18 protein-coding genes are annotated in these 19,047 nt (G+C 66.7%); 2 read left to right on the top strand and 16 right to left on the bottom strand.

From position 1 onward, the window contains the following. Nucleotides 1–44: 44 nt before the first annotated feature. The 12 genes from GBZ48_RS05465 to GBZ48_RS05410 all read right to left on the bottom strand — a co-directional run bounded on the left by GBZ48_RS05465 (nucleotide 45) and on the right by GBZ48_RS05410 (nucleotide 12,766). Nucleotides 45–701: a hypothetical protein gene (locus GBZ48_RS05465; protein WP_174470102.1), complete on the bottom strand. Its 657-nt coding sequence runs from the start codon at nucleotides 699–701 to the stop codon at nucleotides 45–47. 108 nt (nucleotides 702–809) lie between these two features. Beyond that, the gene (locus GBZ48_RS05460) at nucleotides 810–1,481 is read right to left on the bottom strand and encodes a hypothetical protein (protein WP_174470101.1); all 672 of its coding nucleotides are present in this window, start codon (nucleotides 1,479–1,481) and stop codon (nucleotides 810–812) included. Nucleotides 1,482–1,537: 56 nt separating this feature from the next. Beyond that, nucleotides 1,538–2,557, bottom strand: coding sequence for a cytochrome d ubiquinol oxidase subunit II (gene cydB, locus GBZ48_RS05455; RefSeq protein ID WP_174470100.1), 1,020 nt, complete (start codon nucleotides 2,555–2,557; stop codon nucleotides 1,538–1,540). 5 nt (nucleotides 2,558–2,562) lie between these two features. Beyond that, the gene (locus tag GBZ48_RS05450; RefSeq protein ID WP_174470099.1) at nucleotides 2,563–3,960 is read right to left on the bottom strand and encodes a cytochrome ubiquinol oxidase subunit I; all 1,398 of its coding nucleotides are present in this window, start codon (nucleotides 3,958–3,960) and stop codon (nucleotides 2,563–2,565) included. 212 nt (nucleotides 3,961–4,172) lie between these two features. Then, nucleotides 4,173–4,799, bottom strand: coding sequence for a MarC family protein (locus GBZ48_RS05445; RefSeq protein WP_246306991.1), 627 nt, complete (start codon nucleotides 4,797–4,799; stop codon nucleotides 4,173–4,175). 67 nt (nucleotides 4,800–4,866) lie between these two features. Then, nucleotides 4,867–5,559, bottom strand: a complete 693-nt coding sequence (locus tag GBZ48_RS05440) for a DUF2161 domain-containing phosphodiesterase (RefSeq protein WP_174470098.1) — start codon at nucleotides 5,557–5,559, stop codon at nucleotides 4,867–4,869. Next, nucleotides 5,556–5,876 carry a CcdB family protein gene (locus tag GBZ48_RS05435; RefSeq protein WP_174470097.1) on the bottom strand — a complete coding sequence of 107 codons (321 nt, stop codon included), beginning with the start codon at nucleotides 5,874–5,876 and terminating at the stop codon, nucleotides 5,556–5,558. The genes GBZ48_RS05440 and GBZ48_RS05435 overlap by 4 nt, the downstream gene beginning before the upstream one ends. Continuing rightward, nucleotides 5,873–6,064 carry a type II toxin-antitoxin system CcdA family antitoxin gene (locus GBZ48_RS05430; RefSeq protein ID WP_174470096.1) on the bottom strand — a complete coding sequence of 64 codons (192 nt, stop codon included), beginning with the start codon at nucleotides 6,062–6,064 and terminating at the stop codon, nucleotides 5,873–5,875. The genes GBZ48_RS05435 and GBZ48_RS05430 overlap by 4 nt, the downstream gene beginning before the upstream one ends. Nucleotides 6,065–6,183: 119 nt before the next feature. After that, nucleotides 6,184–8,337: a methylmalonyl-CoA mutase gene (gene scpA / locus GBZ48_RS05425; protein WP_174470095.1), complete on the bottom strand. Its 2,154-nt coding sequence runs from the start codon at nucleotides 8,335–8,337 to the stop codon at nucleotides 6,184–6,186. 250 nt (nucleotides 8,338–8,587) lie between these two features. Then, complete coding sequence (locus GBZ48_RS05420; RefSeq protein ID WP_174470094.1) at nucleotides 8,588–9,187, bottom strand: biotin transporter BioY; 600 nt, start codon at nucleotides 9,185–9,187, stop codon at nucleotides 8,588–8,590. A gap of 34 nt (nucleotides 9,188–9,221) precedes the next feature. Beyond that, nucleotides 9,222–11,222: an acetyl-CoA carboxylase biotin carboxylase subunit gene (locus GBZ48_RS05415; protein ID WP_174470093.1), complete on the bottom strand. Its 2,001-nt coding sequence runs from the start codon at nucleotides 11,220–11,222 to the stop codon at nucleotides 9,222–9,224. 11 nt (nucleotides 11,223–11,233) lie between these two features. Continuing rightward, nucleotides 11,234–12,766: an acyl-CoA carboxylase subunit beta gene (locus GBZ48_RS05410; RefSeq protein WP_174470092.1), complete on the bottom strand. Its 1,533-nt coding sequence runs from the start codon at nucleotides 12,764–12,766 to the stop codon at nucleotides 11,234–11,236. Nucleotides 12,767–12,996: 230 nt separating this feature from the next. Between GBZ48_RS05410 and GBZ48_RS05405 the strand changes: the two genes are divergently transcribed. After that, a complete protein-coding gene (locus tag GBZ48_RS05405) occupies nucleotides 12,997–14,445 on the top strand; it encodes a helix-turn-helix domain-containing protein (protein WP_174470091.1) in 1,449 nt (482 codons plus the stop codon). 252 nt (nucleotides 14,446–14,697) lie between these two features. Further along, on the top strand, nucleotides 14,698–15,576 hold the full coding sequence (locus GBZ48_RS05400) for a response regulator (RefSeq protein ID WP_174470090.1): 879 nt from the start codon (nucleotides 14,698–14,700) through the stop codon (nucleotides 15,574–15,576). 27 nt (nucleotides 15,577–15,603) lie between these two features. On the opposite strand, the gene GBZ48_RS05395 is transcribed toward GBZ48_RS05400, so the two are convergent. The 4 genes from GBZ48_RS05395 to petA form a co-directional block, all read right to left on the bottom strand. Further along, nucleotides 15,604–16,155, bottom strand: coding sequence for a DUF924 family protein (locus GBZ48_RS05395; RefSeq protein WP_174470089.1), 552 nt, complete (start codon nucleotides 16,153–16,155; stop codon nucleotides 15,604–15,606). Between the two features lie 112 nt (nucleotides 16,156–16,267). Beyond that, a complete protein-coding gene (locus GBZ48_RS05390; RefSeq protein WP_174470088.1) occupies nucleotides 16,268–17,029 on the bottom strand; it encodes a cytochrome c1 in 762 nt (253 codons plus the stop codon). After that, nucleotides 17,029–18,297, bottom strand: a complete 1,269-nt coding sequence (locus GBZ48_RS05385) for a cytochrome b (RefSeq protein WP_174470087.1) — start codon at nucleotides 18,295–18,297, stop codon at nucleotides 17,029–17,031. Before GBZ48_RS05385 ends, GBZ48_RS05390 begins: the two co-directional genes overlap by 1 nt. A gap of 30 nt (nucleotides 18,298–18,327) precedes the next feature. Further along, nucleotides 18,328–18,897, bottom strand: a complete 570-nt coding sequence (gene petA, locus GBZ48_RS05380) for a ubiquinol-cytochrome c reductase iron-sulfur subunit (RefSeq protein ID WP_098738145.1) — start codon at nucleotides 18,895–18,897, stop codon at nucleotides 18,328–18,330. Nucleotides 18,898–19,047: the final 150 nt, after the last annotated feature.

The following is a 19,047-nucleotide window of genomic DNA, read 5'->3' as shown; positions in this document are numbered from 1 at the left end:
AACAGCGTGGAACGGTTTCCGGCGGCTGTTCCATCCCGCCCGCCTCACCGGCGGCCGAAGGCGGCCTTGCCGCGGCGTTCCAGCGCCGAGCCGAGGGTGGGATAGGGATCGTCGGGGTTGAGGGTGTAGGGATAGACACCCTTCGGCCCCGTCGATTCCGGGCGGGCCAGGATGGCGGCGACGGCGCGCGGATCGGGCGGGGTGCGTTCGCGGAAGGCGCCGGGGATGCTGTCGTCGTCGAGGTCGGGGACGGTCTCGGCGAGCGGGTCTTGCGGCTGCGGCGCCGGATGCTGCGCCGGCTGTGCTCCAAGCCCGTCGGGGATGCCGAGCCGGTCGGCCAGCCAGCGCACGGTGGACGGATCGCCGGAGGAGACCAGCCGTTCGATCTGCTCGACCACCAGACTGCGCAACGACGACAGGCGCAGGTCGGCCTCGCGGTTCAGGGCCTGCCGTTCCCACCACACCCTGTGACGGAAATCCTTGGAGCCGTAATAGGCACGCCAGAGCGTGGTGCGGCTGCACCCCATGGCGCGGGCGACATAGAGGAAGCTGCTGCCGCGCGCCAGCATGCCGGCGGCCATGACCCATTGTTCCTCGTGGAACTGCGAACCGGGGACCAGCGAGCCTTCCGAGGGCACCGGCGGCTCTTCGGCCCAGAGCGGGAAATGGTCGTTTGCAAGGGTACGGCTGTCGAGGGCCATGGCGTCGCTCCGCAGGATGGTGGAACCGTTTGCGGAGAGGTTATAGGATTCTGTTCCTTTTTTGGTGGAGTTTATGAAAACCGGGAGTTCGGGACATTCCCGGTGCCCCTACGCATTCCCCTCCGGAATCATCCCGGCCAGTCCCACGGCCGCGCCACCTGCGGCGCGCACGGACGCAAGGGTCAGTGCATGCCAGTAGAGGTCCAGCAGGGGCGCCGGCATGCCGCCCTGCTCATGGCCCTCCATCGGCAGGATGGCGGCGGCATGGGCCAGCGCCGCGGTGGCGGCATTCGGGCTGCGCGACACCGCATCGCCCAGCAGCCCCAGCGTCTGGCCCAGTGCGGCGGCGTCGAAGCGCAGCAGGGCGGGCGGCACGGTGATCTGCGCCTCGCCGCCGCGCAGGCGGCCGACGGCAATGTAGACATGCAAAAGGTCGGGCCGCTCCTCCGGCCGCAGCAGGGCGGCGACGATGCGGTTGCCGGTCAGCGGGCCGGTGCCGTCGAACTCGTACATCGTAGCGCGCTCGCCCTGGCGGGTGGCGGCAAGGCCGGCGAGACGGGCGGTCAGCGGCTCGCCCGCGCGGCGGTTGGCCTCGTCGAACAGAGCGGGGTGGCTACCGCCCTCGCTCAGCACCACCAGCGGCGCGTCGGTCGCCGCGGCGGCGGCCAGCAGGCGGGCCAGCACGGCGAAGGGGTCGCTTTCAACAGCGCTCGCTTCTTCCTCCAGCAGGCCGGCGCCACGGCGCAGCATGGCCTCGGCGAAGCTGATGTCGTTGTCCATGGCGGATCCCTTTCCCGTCCGAAGGCGCCCTTTTTAGGCCGGGGCGCCCTCTCCGCTCAATGGTAACCGAAGGCCCCCGTCACCTTTCCGCGGAAGACCCAGTAGGAATAGGCGGTGTAGCCGAGGATCGACGGGATTAGGAAGGCCATGCCGACGAGCAGGAACACCTGCGTCTTGGGCGGCGCCGCCGCCTCCCACACGGTGACGCCGGGCGGGATCAGGTGCGGCCACAGGCTGATGGCAAGCCCGAGATAGGACAGGGCGAACAGCGCCATCGACAGCACGAAGGGCGCCACATCCCGGCTGTTGTCGAGGGCCCGCCACAGGGCGAAGGCCAGCACCGCGGTGACGATGGGCACCGGCGCCAGGAAGAACAGGTTGGGCAGCGAGAACCAGCGCTCGGCGATCTGCGGCAGCAGGAAGGGCGTCCACAGGCTGACCACGGCGACGCCGGCCAGCACCACCAGCATCAGCCGCCGCGCCATGCGGAAGCACCAGTCCTGCAACGGCCCGATGGTCCGCCAGATCAGCCATGTCGCGCCGAGCAGCGCATAACCGACCACCAGCGCCGCGCCGCAGAACAGGGCGAAGGGGGAGAGCCAGTGCAACATGCCGCCGACGAACTGCCGCTCATAGACCGGGATGCCCTGGATGAAGGAGCCGAGCACGACGCCCTGCGCGAAGGTGGCCGCCAGCGACCCGACGAAGAAGGAGCGGTTCCACCAGTGCCGGCCCGCCCGCGCCTTGAAGCGGAACTCGAAGGCGACGCCGCGGAAGATCAGGGCGATCAGCATGACCAGCAGCGGGATGTACATCGCCGGCAGAACCACGGCATAGGCGATGGGAAAGGCGGCGAACAGGCCCGCCCCGCCCAGCACCAGCCAGGTCTCGTTGAAGTCCCAGACCGGCGCCACCGTGTTCATCATGGTGTCGCGGTCCTCCTCCGTCGGGGCGAAGGGGTAGAGGATGCCGATGCCGAGGTCGAAGCCGTCCATCAGCACATACATGAACACCGCGAAGCCGACGATCCCGACCCAGATCAGGGTCAGCAGACTTCCTTCCGCTATTTCCTGCATGGGGCTCACTCCGCGGCTTCGATGGAAGAGTCGGCGGCCGACAGCGGGCGCTTCGGGCTCTGCGCCTCCGGCGGCTGCCGGGCGTCATGGACATGGGTCGGGCCGGTGCGCAGCAGGCGGATCAGGTAATAGGTGCCGGCGCCGTAGATGATGGTGTAGGCGACGATGAAGGAGACCAGCGAGACCAGCGCCGCCTCCACCGTCAGCGACGGGGTCACCGCGTCGGCAGTGCGCAGATGGCCGTAGACGACCCAGGGCTGGCGCCCGATCTCGGTGGTGAACCAGCCGGCCAGGATGGCGACGAAGCCGATCGGCATGCAGCCGACCAGGATGCGGTGGAACCAGTCGCTGTTGTAGAGCCGTCCGCGGAAACGCAGCACCAGATGCACCGCCGCCACCGTCAACATCAGGAAGCCAATGCCGACCATCAGGCGGAAGGTCCAGAAGATGATGCGCGGGTCGGGCCGCTGGTCGGCCGGAAACTGCTTCAGGCCCGGCACGCTGCCGTTGAAATCGTGGGTCAGGATCAGGCTGGACAGGGCGGGAATGCCGATCTCCAGACGGTTGGTCTCCGCCTTCACGTCGGGGATGGCGAAGAGGACCAGCGGGGCCCGCGGACCGCCCTCCCAGTTGCCTTCCATCGCCGCGATCTTGGCCGGCTGATGCTCCAGCGTGTTCAGCCCATGCTCGTCGCCGAGGAAGATCTGAAGGGGCGCCAGCACGGTGATGAGGGCGAGCGCCATGCCGAGCCCCAGCCTGGCATGGTCGAGATGCCGGCGCCTCAGCAGGTAGAAGGCACTGATGCCGGCGACGACGAAGCTGGTGGTCAGGAACATCGCCGTCACCATGTGGGCGAGGCGATAGGGGAAGGACGGGTTGAACACCACCTGCCACCAGTCGGTGACGAAATAGCGGCCGTCCTTGATCTCGAAGCCGGCCGGGGTGTGCATCCAGCTGTTGGCCGACAGGATCCAGAAGGACGACAGCAGCGTGCCCAGCGCCACCAGACAGGCGGCCATCAGGTGGATGCCGCGCGGCACGCGGTCGCGTCCGAACAGCAGGATACCGAGGAAGGCGGCCTCCAGGAAGAAGGCGGTCACCACCTCATACTGGATCAGCGGACCCAGCACGTTGCCCACCGTGTCGGACCAGCGGCTCCAGTTGGTGCCGAACTGGTAGGACATGACGATGCCCGACACCACGCCCAGACCGAAGGACAGGGCGAAGATGCGGGTCCAGAATTCCGCCAAGCTGCGGTAGATGCCCTTGCCGGTGCCGACCCACAGCGCCTCCAGAAGCGCGATCCAGCAGGCGAGCCCGACCGTGAAGCTGGGAAACAGGATGTGGAAGGAGATCGTGAACGCGAACTGTATCCGCGACAGGATCAGCGGGTCGAGGTCCATGGCCGCCGCCTCTTGTGTTTGGGCGCGTGGATAGGCGAGCGCCGGGCGAACACCCGGCGTCGACTGTGGCAGGACCCCATGTAGGCTGGGCGGTTGGGCTGGAAAGGGGGACTGGTCTTTCGGGCTCGGACGAGACTGCGGGAAGCGGTAGCGAGAAAGTGCCGGCGGCAGCGCGCTGCCCCTTTGGACGATTTTGCTGGGTTGGCCGGAGATCAGTGGGGCGGATAGACGGCGGTGATGCCGGAAATCACCGTCTGCGCGGCCAGCGCCGCCAGCACGATGCCGAGCACCCGGCTGACCGTGTGGATCACCGTGCGGCCCAGCAGCCGCCCGACCCGGTCGGCCCCCAGCAGGATCAGCGTCACCCCGCCGATCACCGTCGCCGCCGCCCCCAGCACGCTGACCTGTCCCGCCGCCGTTGTGCCGACGCGGTCCATCAGCAGCAGGATCGAAGTGATGGCGCCGGGCCCGGCGATCAGCGGCACCGCCAGCGGGAAGACGGCGATGTCGTGCGCGTCCTCGTCGGTCATCGCCTCGCCGGTGTCGCGCTCCTTGCGCTCGGAGCGCTTGGCGAACAGCATCTCGAAGGCGATCCAGAACAGCAGCGCCCCGCCGGCGATGCGGAAGGCCGGCATCTCGATGGACAGGGTCTGCAGCACGACCTTGCCGAAATAGGCGAAGAAGACCAGCACGACGAAGGCGATGGCGGTGCCGCGCAGCGCGATGATCCGCTTGTGCCGGTCGTCGAAGCCGCGGGTCAGCGCGATGAACAGCGGCACCAGCCCCGGCGGATCGACGACGACGAAAAAGACGACGAGATTGCTGATGTAGTCCGACAAAGCGGGCTCCAGCCTTTTGTGATCGTGGATTTGGTGGCGACGATCATAGGCTTGGCGGTGCGGAGTGTCACGCCTCCGCCAGGGCATGGGCGAACGCCTCCACCCCCTTGACGCCGGCCGGGGTCAGCGCGTAGGTGCCGCGCCCGACCCGCTCGAACCAGCCATAGACATTGCGCTGCAGCATCGGCCCGACATCCTTCGGCGCCCCGGCCTTGCGCAGCGCCGCGACGGTCAGCGGCCCGCCGCGCAGCAGGCGGGCGATGCGCAGCGCATCCTGGCGGTAGGCGGTGACGATGGCGACCCGGGTGGAGCCGCCGCGGTTGGGATCGCCGACCCGGCGGGCATGCTCGCCGAGCAGGCGGTGGGTGCGCTTCCTGTCCTTGCGCGGGGTGTAGGGGACGGGGTCGAGCAGCACGGCGACCTGCCGCCCTTCGGCCAGACCCGGATCGACCATCAGCAGGCCGAGCCCCAGCCGCCGGCAGAGCTTCTTCACGTCGCCGTCGAGGGGAGACGGCCCGGTCGCCTTGCGCCCCGGCTGCGGCACGGCGAGATAGACGCTGTCGCTGAGCGCCAGCCGGTCAACGCCTTGCAGCACAAGGTCGAGGGTGAAGCGCTTCTTCAGCTCGACGATCACCGGCGGCTCGTCCCCGCGCGTGGCGACGAGATCGCAGCCGCGGATCTCCGCCTTCACGTCATAGCCCTGGGCTTCGAGGAAGGCTTTGACGGGAGCGTAGAGGTCGGTTTCGGCGGTGACGGTCAAAAGTCGCCTGTCAGGACGTCGATGGCGCGGCGGATGTCGGAATGGGCATCGGCTGCGGACGCGATGACGGCGCCGATTTGCGCAACGGGCAAAGCGATGATCTGCGGCGTCACGACGACGAACTGCTCGTTACCGATCATGATCGGGGGCATGATCTTGGGAATTGGAGTTTCAACTTCGGACGACCGCATCAACGGAACGACCACACGGGTTCTGTCGATGCCGACATAATCACCCTGAACGATCAAGAGATAGGGAATGGGGTGATTTTTCTTTCCCTTCGCTGCCGGATTGAGGCAAACGTCGAGAAATCTCATTCGAAGTTCCGGTGCTCTTCACCGAAAAGGCCAAGCCGGTCCACCAACGCATCGTAGGCGGCAAACGCCGCCCGATTGTCCTCCATCCATTTCTTCTTTTCGGCATCCATGGACGACACAGGGGATGCATTTTCCAGCGTATCGGAAACGGGATGCTCATTCTTCTTGGCTGGATCGATCCTGGACATCGAACGGCTCCCGACCATGCGTCACTGTGCTAAGGATAGTGACACTGCTCTATCCTGTCCAGTTCGGGGCCGCCCGAAACAGGAACGGGAAGAGCCTTCGCCCTTCCCGCCACCACTCATCACGCCGCAGTCTTCTGCTTGCGCAGGATGCCCAGGATGTCCGATGCCGCCTTCGGGATGTTGGTGCCCGGACCGTAGATCGCCGCGGCACCCGCCTTGTAGAGGAAGTCGTAATCCTGCGGCGGGATCACGCCGCCGCACACCACCAGGATGTCGCCGGCGCCCTGGCGGCGCAGTTCCTCGATCAGCTGCGGCACCAGCGTCTTGTGGCCGGCGGCCTGGGACGACACGCCGATGACGTGCACGTCGTTCTCCACCGCCTGCCGCGCCGCCTCGTCCGGGGTCTGGAACAGCGGGCCGATGTCGACGTCGAAGCCGATGTCGGCGAAGCTGGTGGCGATCACCTTGGCGCCGCGGTCGTGGCCGTCCTGGCCCATCTTCACCACCAGGATGCGCGGCCGGCGGCCTTCCTCGGCGGCGAAGGACGCCACCTCCTCCTGGATCTTTTTGAAGCCCTCGTCGCCCTCATAGGCCGAGCCGTAGACGCCCGACACCGAACGGATGACGGCGACATGGCGGGTGAAGGCCTTCTCCAGCGCGTCGGAGATCTCGCCGACGGTGGCGCGGGCACGGGTGGCTTCGACCGACAGGGCCAGCAGATTGCCGGTCTTCGCCGCGGCGGCCTCGGTCAGCGCCGCCAGCGCCGCCTGACATTTGGCCTCGTCGCGGCTGGCGCGGATCTGCTTCAGTCGGGCGATCTGCGCCTCGCGGACGGCGGTGTTGTCGATGTCCAGCACGTCCACCCCCTCGGGGTTCTCCGGACGGTACTTGTTGACGCCGACGATCACCTCCTCGCCACGGTCGATGGCGGCCTGACGGCGGGCGGCAGCCTCCTCGATCAGCAGCTTGGGCATGCCGCTCTCGACCGCCTTGGTCATGCCGCCCATCTCCTCGACCCGGCCGATCAGCTCCAGCGCCGCGTTGGCGAGGCTGTGGGTCAGATGCTCGATGTAGAAGGAGCCGCCGAGCGGATCGACCACCTTGGTGACGCCGGCCTCCTCCGCGATGATCAGCTGGGTGTTGCGGGCGATGCGGGCGGAGAATTTCGTCGGCAGGCCCAGCGCCTCGTCGAAGGCGTTGGTGTGCAGCGACTGGGTGCCGCCCAGCACCGCCGCCATCGCCTCGATGGTGGTGCGGATGACGTTGTTGTAGGGGTCCTGCTCGGTCAGCGAGACGCCGGAGGTCTGGCAGTGGGTGCGCAGCGCCAGGGAACGCGCGTCCTTCGGCTGGAACTTCTCCTGCATCAGGGAGGACCACAGCAGGCGCGCGGCGCGCAGCTTGGCGATCTCCATGAAGAAATTCATGCCGATGGAGAAGAAGAAGGACAGGCGCGGCGCGAACTTGTCGACCGGCAGACCCTTCGACATCGCGGCGCGGACATACTCAAGGCCATCGGCGATGGTGAAGGCCAGCTCCTGCACCGCCGTCGCACCCGCCTCCTGCATGTGATAGCCGGAGATCGAGATCGAGTTGAACTTCGGCATGTGCTGGGAGGTGTACTCGATGATGTCGGCGATGATCCGCATCGAGGGTTCGGGCGGGTAGATGTAGGTGTTGCGGACCATGAACTCCTTGAGGATGTCGTTCTGGATGGTGCCGCTCAGCTTGTCCTGGGAGACGCCCTGCTCTTCCGCCGCGACGATGTAGCCGGCCAGGATCGGCAGCACCGCGCCGTTCATGGTCATCGACACCGACATCTTGTCGAGCGGGATGTCGGCGAACAGGATTTTCATGTCCTCGACGCTGTCGATGGCGACGCCGGCCTTGCCGACATCGCCGACGACGCGCGGATGGTCGCTGTCATAGCCGCGGTGGGTGGCGAGGTCGAAGGCCACCGACAGGCCCATCTGGCCGGCCTTGAGGTTGGCCTTGTAGAAGGCGTTCGACTCCTCCGCGGTGGAGAAGCCGGCATATTGCCGGATGGTCCAGGGCTTCACCGCGTACATCGTGGCGCGCGGACCGCGGGTGAAGGGCGGGAAGCCCGGCAGCGTGTCCAGCTCCAGCCCTTCCAGGTCGGCGGCGGTGTAGAGCGCCTTGACGTCCAACCCTTCCGGGGTCTTCCAGACCAGCTTGGAAATGTCGCCGTCGGCGCCGAGATCCTTGGCGGCCAGCTTGTCCCAGTCGGCAAGGGTCTTCTGCGGGAACTCGGTCATCGACGCCTCCTGATGGCTTCTTATGGGCGTAGGGTGTTGGCAGTGCGGTCCCCCCGATGCCCCCTTCCGCCAGACGGACGGCCGGTGGAAGGGGGCAGGGGCGACGCTTCCTCTCGATTGCGTTTCTTCTTCTTATACGGTTACGCGAATTCCACGATCTTCTGATCGACCGCCAGGCTGCCGCCCGGCACCGCGTGGATTTTCGCGACCGTCCCGTCCTGCGACACGCGCAGAATCCTGTTCATCCTTTTCATCCTCGCCGCGCCGAACAGCGGGCGACGATTTTCCAGGCGGCCTGCATCAGCACCGCACCCAGCGCGGTCTTCAGCAGGGTGGCTGCCCAGAAAGGCCACAGGCCGGCCGCCAGCGCCTTGTCCACGCCGAACAGCAGCGCGAGCCACGCCACGCCCGGAACGAACAGCATCGCGTGGCCCAGCGCCATGGCGGCGACCGCCTTGGCCGGGCTGCGGTCCCAGCCGCGTTCGGCCAGCAGGCCGATCACCCCGGCCGCGAGGACGAAGCCGACCAGATAGCCGGCGGTCGGCCCCATCATGTAGGCCGGGCCGGCACCCGCCCCCGCGAAGACCGGCAGGCCGGCCAGCCCCTCGGCAAGATAGAGCAGCACGGTGGCGACCGCGAGCCGACTGCCGTAAGCCATGCCCAGCAGCATGACGACCATGCTCTGCAGCGTCATCGGCACCGGGTAGAATGGCACCTGCACCTTGGCGGAGACCGCCATCAGCACGCTGCCGAGCACGGCCGCCATCGCCATCTTGGCGAGGCCGCCTTGCGGCACCAGCGTGCCGAGCAGCGGGACCGGACGGACGAGGGGCGAAAACTCGTAAGCCATGTCTGAATGCCCTTACGCTGTAAGAGTTTTCCCGTCAGGCGAATTCCACGATCTTCTGATCGACCGCCAGGCTGCTGCACGGGGCTGCGTGGATTTTCGCGACCGTCCCGTCCTGCGACGCGCGCAGGATGTTCTCCATTTTCATCGCCTCGACCACAGCCAGCACCTCGCCGGCCTTGACCTCCTGGCCTTCCGACACCGCCAGCGACACCAGCAGGCCCGGCATCGGCGACAGCAGGAACTTCGACATGTCCGGCGGCGCCTTGACCGGCATCAGGGCGTCCAGCTTGGCCGCCTTCGGCGTCAGAACCTTGACGACCGCCTGAGAGCCGCTGTGATGCAGGCGATAGCCGATGCCGACGCGGTCGATCTGGACGCAGACGTCGGCGCCGTTAACCGTGCCGCGGAACAGAGGCTCGCCGATCCGCCAGTCGCTCAGCACCGTATGGCGCTTGCCGTCGACCTCGACGGTGTAGCCGATGCGCTGCGCATTGCCATCCGCCGGATGCAGGTGCACCGGATGCTGGGTGCCGTCCAGCACCACCACCCAGTCGTCGCGCACAGTCACCTTGTTGCCGGGCATCTTGCCGGAGATCTGGATGTCGCGGTCGTTCAGGCTGCGGTGGATCACCGCGCCAACCGCGACCAGCACCGCCGGGTCTTCCGGCGGCAGGTCGGAGGCATGGAAGCCGGTCGGATATTCCTCGGCGATGAAGTTGGTGGTCAGCCGCCCGTCGACGAAACGCTGGTTCGCCATCAGCGAGGCCAGGAACGGGATGTTATGGCTGACGCCGCGGATGTAATACTGGTCCAGAGCCTCGCGCATTTCAGCGATGGCCTCGTCGCGCGTCTGCCCCCAGCTGCAGAGCTTGGCGATCATCGGATCGTAATACATCGAGATCTCGCCGCCCTCGAACACGCCGGTGTCGACGCGGACATGGGGGCCTGCGGCCGGCGGCCGGTAATGGGTCAGGCGGCCGGTCGAGGGCAGGAAGTTGCGGAAGGGATCCTCGGCATAGACGCGCGCCTCAACGGCCCAGCCGTTGAGCTGCACGTCCTCCTGGCGGAGCGTCAGCTTCTCGCCGGCGGCGACGCGGATCATCAGCTCGACGAGGTCGAGGCCGGTGATCAGCTCGGTGACCGGGTGTTCGACCTGGAGGCGGGTGTTCATCTCCAGGAAATAGAAGTTGCGCTCGGCATCGACGATGAACTCGACCGTGCCGGCCGACTTGTACTGCACCGCGTTGGCAAGCGCGACAGCCTGCTCGCCCATCGCCTTGCGGGTGGCGGCGTCGAGGAAGGGGCTCGGCGCCTCCTCGATCACCTTCTGGTGGCGGCGCTGGATCGAGCATTCACGCTCGTGCAGGTACAGGCAGGTGCCCTGCCCGTCGGCCAGAAGCTGGATTTCGATGTGGCGCGGCTGCTGGATGTACTTCTCGACGAAGACACGGTCGTCGGCGAAGCTGGAGCGCGCCTCGTTGGTGGCCGAGCGGAAGCCCTCGCGCGCCTCCTCGTCGTTCCAGGCCACGCGCATGCCCTTGCCGCCGCCGCCGGCCGAGGCCTTGATCATCACCGGATAGCCGATGTCGCGGGCGATGGTCACCGCCTCGCTGTCGTCGGCGATGACGCCGAGATAGCCGGGGACGGTGGAGACGCCCGCGGCCTTCGCCAGCTTCTTGGACTCGATCTTGTCGCCCATCGCCTGGATGGCGTGGGCGTCCGGGCCGATGAAGGCGATTCCGGCAGCCGCCAGCGCCTCCTGGAACTCGCGCTTCTCCGACAGGAAGCCGTAGCCGGGATGGACGGCCTGGGCGCCGGTCCGCTTGCAGGCATCCACGATCCTGTCGATCAGCAGATAGCTCTGGGCCGACGGGGCGGCGCCGATGTGGACGGCCTCGTCGGCCATCTCGACATGAAGCGCGTTCCTGTCGGCGTCGGAATAGACCGCGACGGTCTTGATGCCCATGCGGCGTGCCGTGCGGATGACGCGGCAGGCGATCTCGCCACGGTTGGCGATGAGGATCTTCTCGAACATGCTGCCGGCCCTCACAGCGGAATGTTGTCGTGCTTGCGCCAGGGGGTCTGGAGCTGCTTGTTCTTCAGCATGGACAGCGCCTTCGTGATGCGGCGGCGGGTTCCGTGCGGCATGATGACGTCGTCGATGTAACCGCGCGACGCGGCGACGAAGGGATTGGCGAACTTCTGCCTGTACTCTTCCGTACGTGCCTCGATCTTCTCGGCGTCGCCGATGTCGCCGCGGAAGATGATTTCCACGGCACCCTTGGCGCCCATCACCGCGATTTCAGCGGACGGCCAGGCATAGTTAAGGTCGCCGCGCAGATGCTTGGACGACATCACGTCGTACGCGCCGCCGTACGCCTTGCGGGTGATGACGGTCACCTTTGGCACGGTGGCCTCGGCGTACGCGTACAGCAGCTTGGCGCCGTGCTTGATGATGCCGCCATACTCCTGGCTGGTGCCGGGCATGAAGCCGGGGACATCGACCAGGGTGAGGATCGGAATTTCGAAGGCATCGCAGAAGCGGACGAAGCGCGCCGCCTTCTTGGAGCTGTCGATGTCGAGGCAGCCGGCCAGGACCATCGGCTGGTTGGCGACGATGCCGACCGTGGAGCCGTTCATCCGGGCGAAGCCGATCAGGATATTCTTGGCGTATTCCGGCTGGAGTTCGAAGAAGTCGCCCTCGTCGACGATCTTGAGGATCAGCTCCTTCATGTCGTAGGGCTTGTTCGGGTTCTCCGGCACCAGCGTGTCGAGCGAGAAGTCCTCGCGGTCGAGCGGGTCGCTGCAGGGGCGGACCGGCGCCTTCTCGCGGTTCGACGAGGGCAGGAAATCGACGAAGCGGCGCAGCTGGAGCAGGGCCTCGACATCGTTCTCGAAGGCCAGATCGGCGACGCCCGACTTGGTGGAGTGGGTGACGGCGCCCCCCAGCTCTTCGGCGGTCACGACCTCGTGGGTGACGGTCTTCACCACGTCGGGGCCGGTGACGAACATGTAGGAGCTGTCCTTCACCATGAAGATGAAGTCGGTCATGGCCGGCGAGTACACCGCACCGCCGGCGCACGGCCCCATGATGAGGGAAATCTGCGGGATGACGCCCGAGGCATCGACGTTGCGCTGGAACACCTCGGCATAGCCGCCGAGCGAGGCGACGCCCTCCTGGATGCGCGCACCGCCCGAATCGTTCAGGCCGATGACAGGGGCGCCGACCTTCAGCGCCTGATCCATGATCTTACAGATCTTCTCGGCATGCGCTTCCGACAGCGCGCCGCCGAAGACCGTGAAGTCCTGGCTGAAGACGAAGACGAGGCGGCCGTTGACGGTGCCGTGGCCGGTGACCACGCCGTCGCCCGGGACCTTCTGGTTTTCCATGCCGAAGTCGATGCAGCGGTGTTCGACGAACATGTCGAACTCCTCGAACGACCCTTCGTCGAGGAACAGCTCGATCCGCTCACGCGCGGTCAGCTTGCCTTTGGCGTGCTGGCCGGCGATGCGCTTCTCACCGCCGCCCAGCCGCGCCGCGGCGCGCTTGGACTCCAACTTGGCCAGAATGTCTTGCATCGGGCGTTCCCATTCCTTGTCGTCTCAATGACCGTCCCCGTTCCGGCGGCAGGCGACGCAATCGTTCACCGGAACGCCGCGGATTATTCACAAACTTCGCAGCGCTTCAAACAGCCTCTTCGCAAAAAGGTGCGAAGTTGCGAAGCCCTTTGCAAATGCCGATTTGTGCTTGCTAAGATTGCGAAGAACGGCTGATTTCCAAGGCCGGCGCCGGGCAGGAATTTATACGCATGCAAAAGAAGCTGTTCCTTGGCTACAAGCTGCGCCGCCTGCGCGAACAGCGCGGCCTGACCCAGGCGTCGCTGGCCAAGACGCTGGAACTTTCTCCCAGCTATCTCAACCAGTTGGAGAACAACCAGCGTCCGCTGACCCTGCCGGTGCTGATGCGGATCGCCGCCACCTTCGAGCTGGAACTGTCGGCTTTCCTGGAGGACGAGGACAGCCGGCTGGTCTCCGACCTGCGCGAGGCGCTGGCCGACCCGCTGTTCGCCGGTGCGCCGCTGACCGCGGCGGAACTGCGCAGCGTGGTGGGATCCAGTCCGGAACTGGCCCGCCGCGTGCTCAGCCTGCATCAGGCCTATCAGAAGCTGCATGAACGGGTGCAGTCGCTGACCGACAGCCTGTCCAACAGCGAGCAGAATGACAGCTTTGCCGGACCGCAATTTCCGTATGAGGAGGTTCGGGACTATTTCCACTACTGCAACAACTACATCGGTCCGCTGGACGAGGCGGCGGAGCGGCTGTGGGACAGCGAGAAGATCCATTCCGGATCGCTGCTGAACGAACTCGCCGCCTATCTGAAGCGGCGCCACGACGTGCGGGTGAAGATCGTCGCCGACGAGGCGGGCGACACCGCCATGCGCAGCTACGACGCCTCCACCGGCACCCTGCGGCTGTCGGCCCTGCTGACCAGTTCCAGCCGCGCCTTCCACATGGCGAACCAGATCGCGCTGCTGGAATTCGGCGACCAGATCGACGAGCTGGTGGAGCAGGCGAAATTCTCCAGCGAGGACGCGCGGTCGATCTGCCGGGTCGGGCTCGCCAACTATTTCGCCGGGGCGCTGGTGCTGCCCTACCGCGCCTTCGCTGCTCAGGCCCGCGCCCTGCGTCACGATGTCGAGCAGTTGCAGAGCCGCTTTTCCGCCAGCTTCGAGCAGGTCTGCCACCGGCTGTCCACCCTGCAACGGCCGGGCGCCCGCGGCCTGCCCTTCTATTTCGTGCGGGTCGACATGGCCGGCAACATCACCAAGCGCCATTCGGCGACGCGCTTCCACTTCGCCCGCTTCGGCGGCGCCTGCCCGCTGTGGAACGTGCACGAGGCCTTCGCCCAGCCCGGCAAGATCCTGGTGCAGTTCGCCCAGATGCCGGACCGCACCGCCTACATCAGCATCGCCCGCACGGTGACCAAGCGCGGCGGCGCCTATCTGAAGCCGTCACGGCAATTCGCCGTCGGGCTGGGCTGCGAGGCCAGCCACGCGCCGGAACTGGTCTATGCCGCCGGCATCGACATCACCGACATGAAGGCAGCGGTGCCGATCGGCGTGAACTGCCGCCTGTGCGAACGCACCGACTGCCAGCAGCGCGCCTTCCCGCCGATCGGCAGCGAGCTGCGGGTGAACGAGCATCACCGCAGCTTCGTGCCCTACCTGTTCAACCCGCCGGACACACCGTCCGGCTGACCGCCCTGCCGCTCTCCCGGAAATCGAATCCGCCATGCAGCCAGGTCTCCGGCGCCGGTCGCCACAGCTTGGTCGACTTACCCAAGTATGTCGTTGCAGGATAACGCGCTTTGCCGCGCGCGGCGCGCGAAACGATGCGCCGCTGGCCCGCAACTTGCTGAGAATTGGTCGCAAGATCGGCCGGATCGCGGACCTCGGTCCTTTTCTGAGCCGATCGATGCAAGCTGCTTTGCATTTTGCCAATGGCGGGCCATGAACGGTGACATTCTGCATCACGCCCCCCACCACAGGGGGACGGCGTTCGCTCCGGAAGCGATGGCCCGCATGCTGGCGGTTTCCACCACGGCCCTGGCGCTGGGGCGGGGGATCTCCCTGGATGTCGGCGTTCGGACCGGCACGCCGCCGCGCCTGATCGGCAATGCGGAAACGGTCAGCAGCCTGTGCAACGCACTGGCCGCCAGCGCCATCGCCAGCGCCGCACCGGGCCGGCTCGATCTGCGGTTGTCGGCGCTGCCCAGCGGTGAGGACTCGGTCGTCCTCCGGGCGGAGCTGCATGGCCGCTATGAGGCCAGGTGCGAGGACGGGTTCAACAAGGATTTCATGCGACGGCTGCTGGCGGGCCTGGGCGCGCAGATGAGCGTGACCGAGGAGGCCGACGGATCGCGGCGCGCGGTGCTCGACATGCCGGCGGCCCTGCCCTCCCGCACCACCGACGGCGAGCTTCTGTTGAACTGGGCGCGGTCGCGCGGCGGGCGGCTTCTGGTGGTGGACGACAGCGCCACCAACCGCATGGTGGTGGCCGGGCTGCTCGCCAAGGCCGGCTTCTCGGTCGAGACCGCCAATGGCGGGGCGGAGGCGGTGGAGGCCGTCGCCCAGGCGCCGGTGCCGCCCGAGGCGGTGCTGATGGACGTCGCCATGCCCGACATGGACGGCGCCACCGCCACCGCCACCATCCGCCGGATGGGCGACGACCGGGCGCGCATCCCGATCATCGCCGTCACCGCCAACGCCCAGCCCGAGGACCGCATCCGCTGCCTGGCAGCCGGGATGAACGACTATCTGACCAAGCCGGTCCGCCGTGCCGACCTGCTGGGTGCGCTGGAGCGCTGGCTGGCGCCGCAACCTGCTTGATGTCGCTGCCGGCCTGGCCTCACATCCTCAGAAGGAGGAGTCGGGTTCCTGGAGGAATGCCTCCTCCTCCGGTGTGCTCGCACGGCCGAGGATGGCGTTGCGGTGGGGAAAGCGGCCGAAGCGCCCGATGATCTCGCGGTGGCGTTCGGCATAGCGGATCGTCGTCTCGTCGCCCACCCGTTCGGTGAACAGCGCAACGGAGCGTTCCTGGCTGCCCATGTCCTCGTCATGCTCGAAGGGCAGATAGAGGAAGGTCCGCTCGTCGGCGGTGCATTCCAGATCGAAGCCGTTGGCGACGGCATGCTCGCTCACCCCCCGCGCCTTGGCATCGGTGGCGAAGGCGCGCGGGTCGTCGCGGAACATGTTGCGCGGCACCTGATCGAGCAGCACGCACAGCGCGATGCAGCCGTCGACATCCTCGATCCAGTCATCGTAGTCGCCGCGGGCCGCCGCCTCGTAATGCGGGCCCAGCGTGTCGGCCACCGCGCGGTCGAAGCTGGCCGACCTGCGGAACCAGTAGGGCTTCATCGCCTCGTCGAACCAGAAATCGACGATCTCGTCGATCAGACTGTCCACCATTGTCTTCTCCGCCTTGCCTTGCGTCGCCCGACGACACGCTCCCCCAAAAAGAACAGGGCGCCCCATGGGGCGCCCTGTCCAGATACCAATTGCCTCAACCGAACCGTCAGGCTCAGTGCAGCGTGCTCCACAGCTTGCGCTTGGCGGCGTACATCAGGCCGGCCAGCACCAGCAGGAACAGGATGACCTTGACGCCCATCTGCTTGCGGGCGTCGAGGTGCGGCTCCGCGACGAAGGTCAGGAAGGTCGCCACGTCGTGCGCCTGCTGCTCCACCGTCGCCTTGGTGCCGTCGGCGAAGGTGACGCCGTCGGGCTGCAGGATGTTCGGCATGCCGACCTGATGGCCGGGGAACACCTTGTTGTAGTTCATGCCGGGCATCACGTGGACGTCGGCCGGCGGCTCCTCGAACCCGGTCAGGAAGGCGTAGAGGTAATCCTCGCCGCCGACGCGGGCCTTGGCCATCAGCGACAGGTCCGGCGGCAGGGCGCCGTTGTTCGACGCGCGGGCCGCCTGATCGTTGGCGAAGGGCGACGGGAAGCGGTCGGACGGCAGGCCCGGGCGCATGAACATCTCGCCCGCGTCGTTCGGGCCGGCCTGCACCTCATAGCCGGACGCGATGCCCTTCAGCTCGTCTTCCTTGAAGCCGATGCCGGCCAGCGTGCGGATCGGCACCAGACGCATGGAATGGCAGGCCGAGCAGACTTCCTTGTAGATCTGGAAGCCGCGCTGCGCCGCCGCCTTGTCGATGGTGCCGAAGATGCCGGCATGCGGCCAGGTCTGCTTGGGGATGTGCACGCCTTCGGAGGCCTGCGCGGCCCCGGCGATGCCGAGAGCCAGCGCCGCCGAGAGGATTGCAGTCTTCAACGCGCGCATCAGGCCTTCTCCATCGGCTTGGCATGGGCGCCGGCGGCGATGCTGCCCCCGCCCTTCAGAATGGACTCGGAGATGCTGTTGGGAAGCGGACGCGTGCGCTCCAGCTTGCCCAGCACCGGCAGCAGGACCAGGAAGTGGAAGAAGTAGTAGAAGGTGCCGATGCGCGCGATCACCAGCCAGGAGCCCTCGGCCGGCATGGCGCCGGCATAGCCCAGGATCAGGGCGTCGATGGCCAGGATCCAGAAGAACTGGCGGTAGACCGGACGGAACTTGCAGCTGCGGACCTTGGAGCGGTCGAGCCACGGCAGGAAGGCCAGCAGCGCGATCGAGCCGAACATCGCCAGCACGCCGCCCAGCTTGTCCGGGATCGCGCGCAGCATGGCGTAGAAGGGCAGGAAGTACCATTCCGGCACGATGTGCGCCGGGGTCACCAGCGGGTTGGCCGGGATGTAGTTGTCCGGATGGCCCATGTAGTTCGGCATGAAGAACACGAACACCGCGAAGATGATCATGAAGATCACCACCGCGAAGCCGTCCTTCAGCGTGACGTACGGGTTGAACGGAACGGTGTCCTGCGGGCCCTTCGGGTCGATGCCGAGCGGGTTGTTCGAGCCGCAGACATGCAGCGCCGCCGTGTGCAGGATCACCAGACCCAAGAGGACGAAGGGCAGCAGGAAGTGCAGCGCGAAGAAGCGGTTCAGCGTCGGGTTGTCGACCGAGAAGCCGCCCCACAGCAGCGTGACGATGGGGTCGCCGACGATGGGGAAGGCCGAGAACAGGTTCGTGATGACGGTGGCGCCCCAGAAGCTCATCTGGCCCCACGGCAGCACATAGCCCATGAAGGCGGTGCCCATCATGACGAGGAAGATGATGACGCCCAGGATCCACAGGATCTCGCGCGGGGCCTTGTAGGAGCCGTAATAGAGCGCGCGGAACATGTGGATGTAGACGGCGATGAAGAACATCGACGCGCCGTTGGCGTGGACGTAACGGATCAGCCAGCCGTAATTCACGTCGCGCATGATGCGCTCGACCGAATCGAAGGCCAGCGAGGTGTGGGACGAGTACTGCATCGCCAGGAACAGGCCCGTGGCGATCATGATCATCAGCATGATGCCGGCAATCGCACCGAACGCCCACAGATAGTTGACGTTCCGCGGCATCGGGTAGTGGTTGTACTCGTGATCCAGCATCGTGAAGATCGGCAGGCGGCTGTCGATCCAGTTCACGACCGGATTCTTGAACTTGGTGGCTTGAACCTGAGCCATCTCGGGGGTCTCCAGAACCGTTGGGCCGCGTTAACCGAGCCGGATCTTGGTATCGCCGGTGAAGGCGTACGTCGGAAGGACAAGGTTGGCGGGGGCCGGGCCCTTGCGGATGCGCCCAGCGGTGTCGTAGTGCGAGCCGTGGCAGGGGCAGAACCACCCGCCGTAGTCGCCGCGCGGATCGGTGACCTTCTGCCCGAGCGGCACACAGCCCAGATGCGTGCAGATGCCGATGACGATCAGCCATTCAGGCTTCTTCACGCGGGCATCGTCGGCAACCGGATCGCGCAGATCGCCAAGATTGACCTTCTTGGCGGACTCGATCTCCTCGGCGGTGCGGTGGCGGACAAAGACAGGCTTTCCGCGCCAGGTGACCGTGATCGCCTGACCTTCGGCCACGGGGGCCAGATCGACGTCGATGGAGGCAAGCGCCAGGGTGTCGGCCGCCGGGTTCAGGCTGTCGATGAAGGGCCAGGCCGCCGAGGCCGCCCCGACGACACCGACCGCACCGGTGGCAAGATACAGAAAATCGCGGCGGGAACCCCCCTCGCCGCTGGAGGCCGCGTGGCCACCCGTCCCGGGCGGATGCGTGGTCTGAGCCATAAGCCTGTTTCTCCTCAAGGCATGCCCGACGCCCTTTGCCCGCGCCGGACGACCGATGGACCATTTTTATGCATGACACGGCACGCCCGCCCGCCGAAGGAAAAACCCTCAGGCATGCCGCATCGGTCCGGAGTGGGTATCTCCAGCTTC

It is taken from the genome of Azospirillum melinis (assembly GCF_013340935.1).
Taxonomy (GTDB): domain Bacteria; phylum Pseudomonadota; class Alphaproteobacteria; order Azospirillales; family Azospirillaceae; genus Azospirillum; species Azospirillum melinis.
Note: the sequence above shows the minus strand (reverse complement) of the source record. Positions and strands in the feature narration are given on the sequence as shown.

Coding starts and splice junctions, on each gene's coding strand:
- GBZ48_RS05385 (WP_174470087.1), bottom strand. CDS start 18,297: ATGGCTCAGGTTCAAGCCACCAAGTTCAAGAATCCGGTCGTGAACTGG.
- GBZ48_RS05460 (WP_174470101.1), bottom strand. CDS start 1,481: ATGGACAACGACATCAGCTTCGCCGAGGCCATGCTGCGCCGTGGCGCC.
- GBZ48_RS05435 (WP_174470097.1), bottom strand. CDS start 5,876: ATGAGATTTCTCGACGTTTGCCTCAATCCGGCAGCGAAGGGAAAGAAA.
- GBZ48_RS05465 (WP_174470102.1), bottom strand. CDS start 701: ATGGCCCTCGACAGCCGTACCCTTGCAAACGACCATTTCCCGCTCTGG.
- petA (WP_098738145.1), bottom strand. CDS start 18,897: ATGGCTCAGACCACGCATCCGCCCGGGACGGGTGGCCACGCGGCCTCC.
- GBZ48_RS05410 (WP_174470092.1), bottom strand. CDS start 12,766: ATGCAAGACATTCTGGCCAAGTTGGAGTCCAAGCGCGCCGCGGCGCGG.
- GBZ48_RS05415 (WP_174470093.1), bottom strand. CDS start 11,222: ATGTTCGAGAAGATCCTCATCGCCAACCGTGGCGAGATCGCCTGCCGC.
- scpA (WP_174470095.1), bottom strand. CDS start 8,337: ATGACCGAGTTCCCGCAGAAGACCCTTGCCGACTGGGACAAGCTGGCC.
- GBZ48_RS05420 (WP_174470094.1), bottom strand. CDS start 9,187: ATGGCTTACGAGTTTTCGCCCCTCGTCCGTCCGGTCCCGCTGCTCGGC.
- cydB (WP_174470100.1), bottom strand. CDS start 2,557: ATGCAGGAAATAGCGGAAGGAAGTCTGCTGACCCTGATCTGGGTCGGG.
- GBZ48_RS05450 (WP_174470099.1), bottom strand. CDS start 3,960: ATGGACCTCGACCCGCTGATCCTGTCGCGGATACAGTTCGCGTTCACG.
- GBZ48_RS05430 (WP_174470096.1), bottom strand. CDS start 6,064: ATGTCCAGGATCGATCCAGCCAAGAAGAATGAGCATCCCGTTTCCGAT.
- GBZ48_RS05405 (WP_174470091.1), top strand. CDS start 12,997: ATGCAAAAGAAGCTGTTCCTTGGCTACAAGCTGCGCCGCCTGCGCGAA.
- GBZ48_RS05395 (WP_174470089.1), bottom strand. CDS start 16,155: ATGGTGGACAGTCTGATCGACGAGATCGTCGATTTCTGGTTCGACGAG.
- GBZ48_RS05400 (WP_174470090.1), top strand. CDS start 14,698: ATGAACGGTGACATTCTGCATCACGCCCCCCACCACAGGGGGACGGCG.
- GBZ48_RS05390 (WP_174470088.1), bottom strand. CDS start 17,029: ATGCGCGCGTTGAAGACTGCAATCCTCTCGGCGGCGCTGGCTCTCGGC.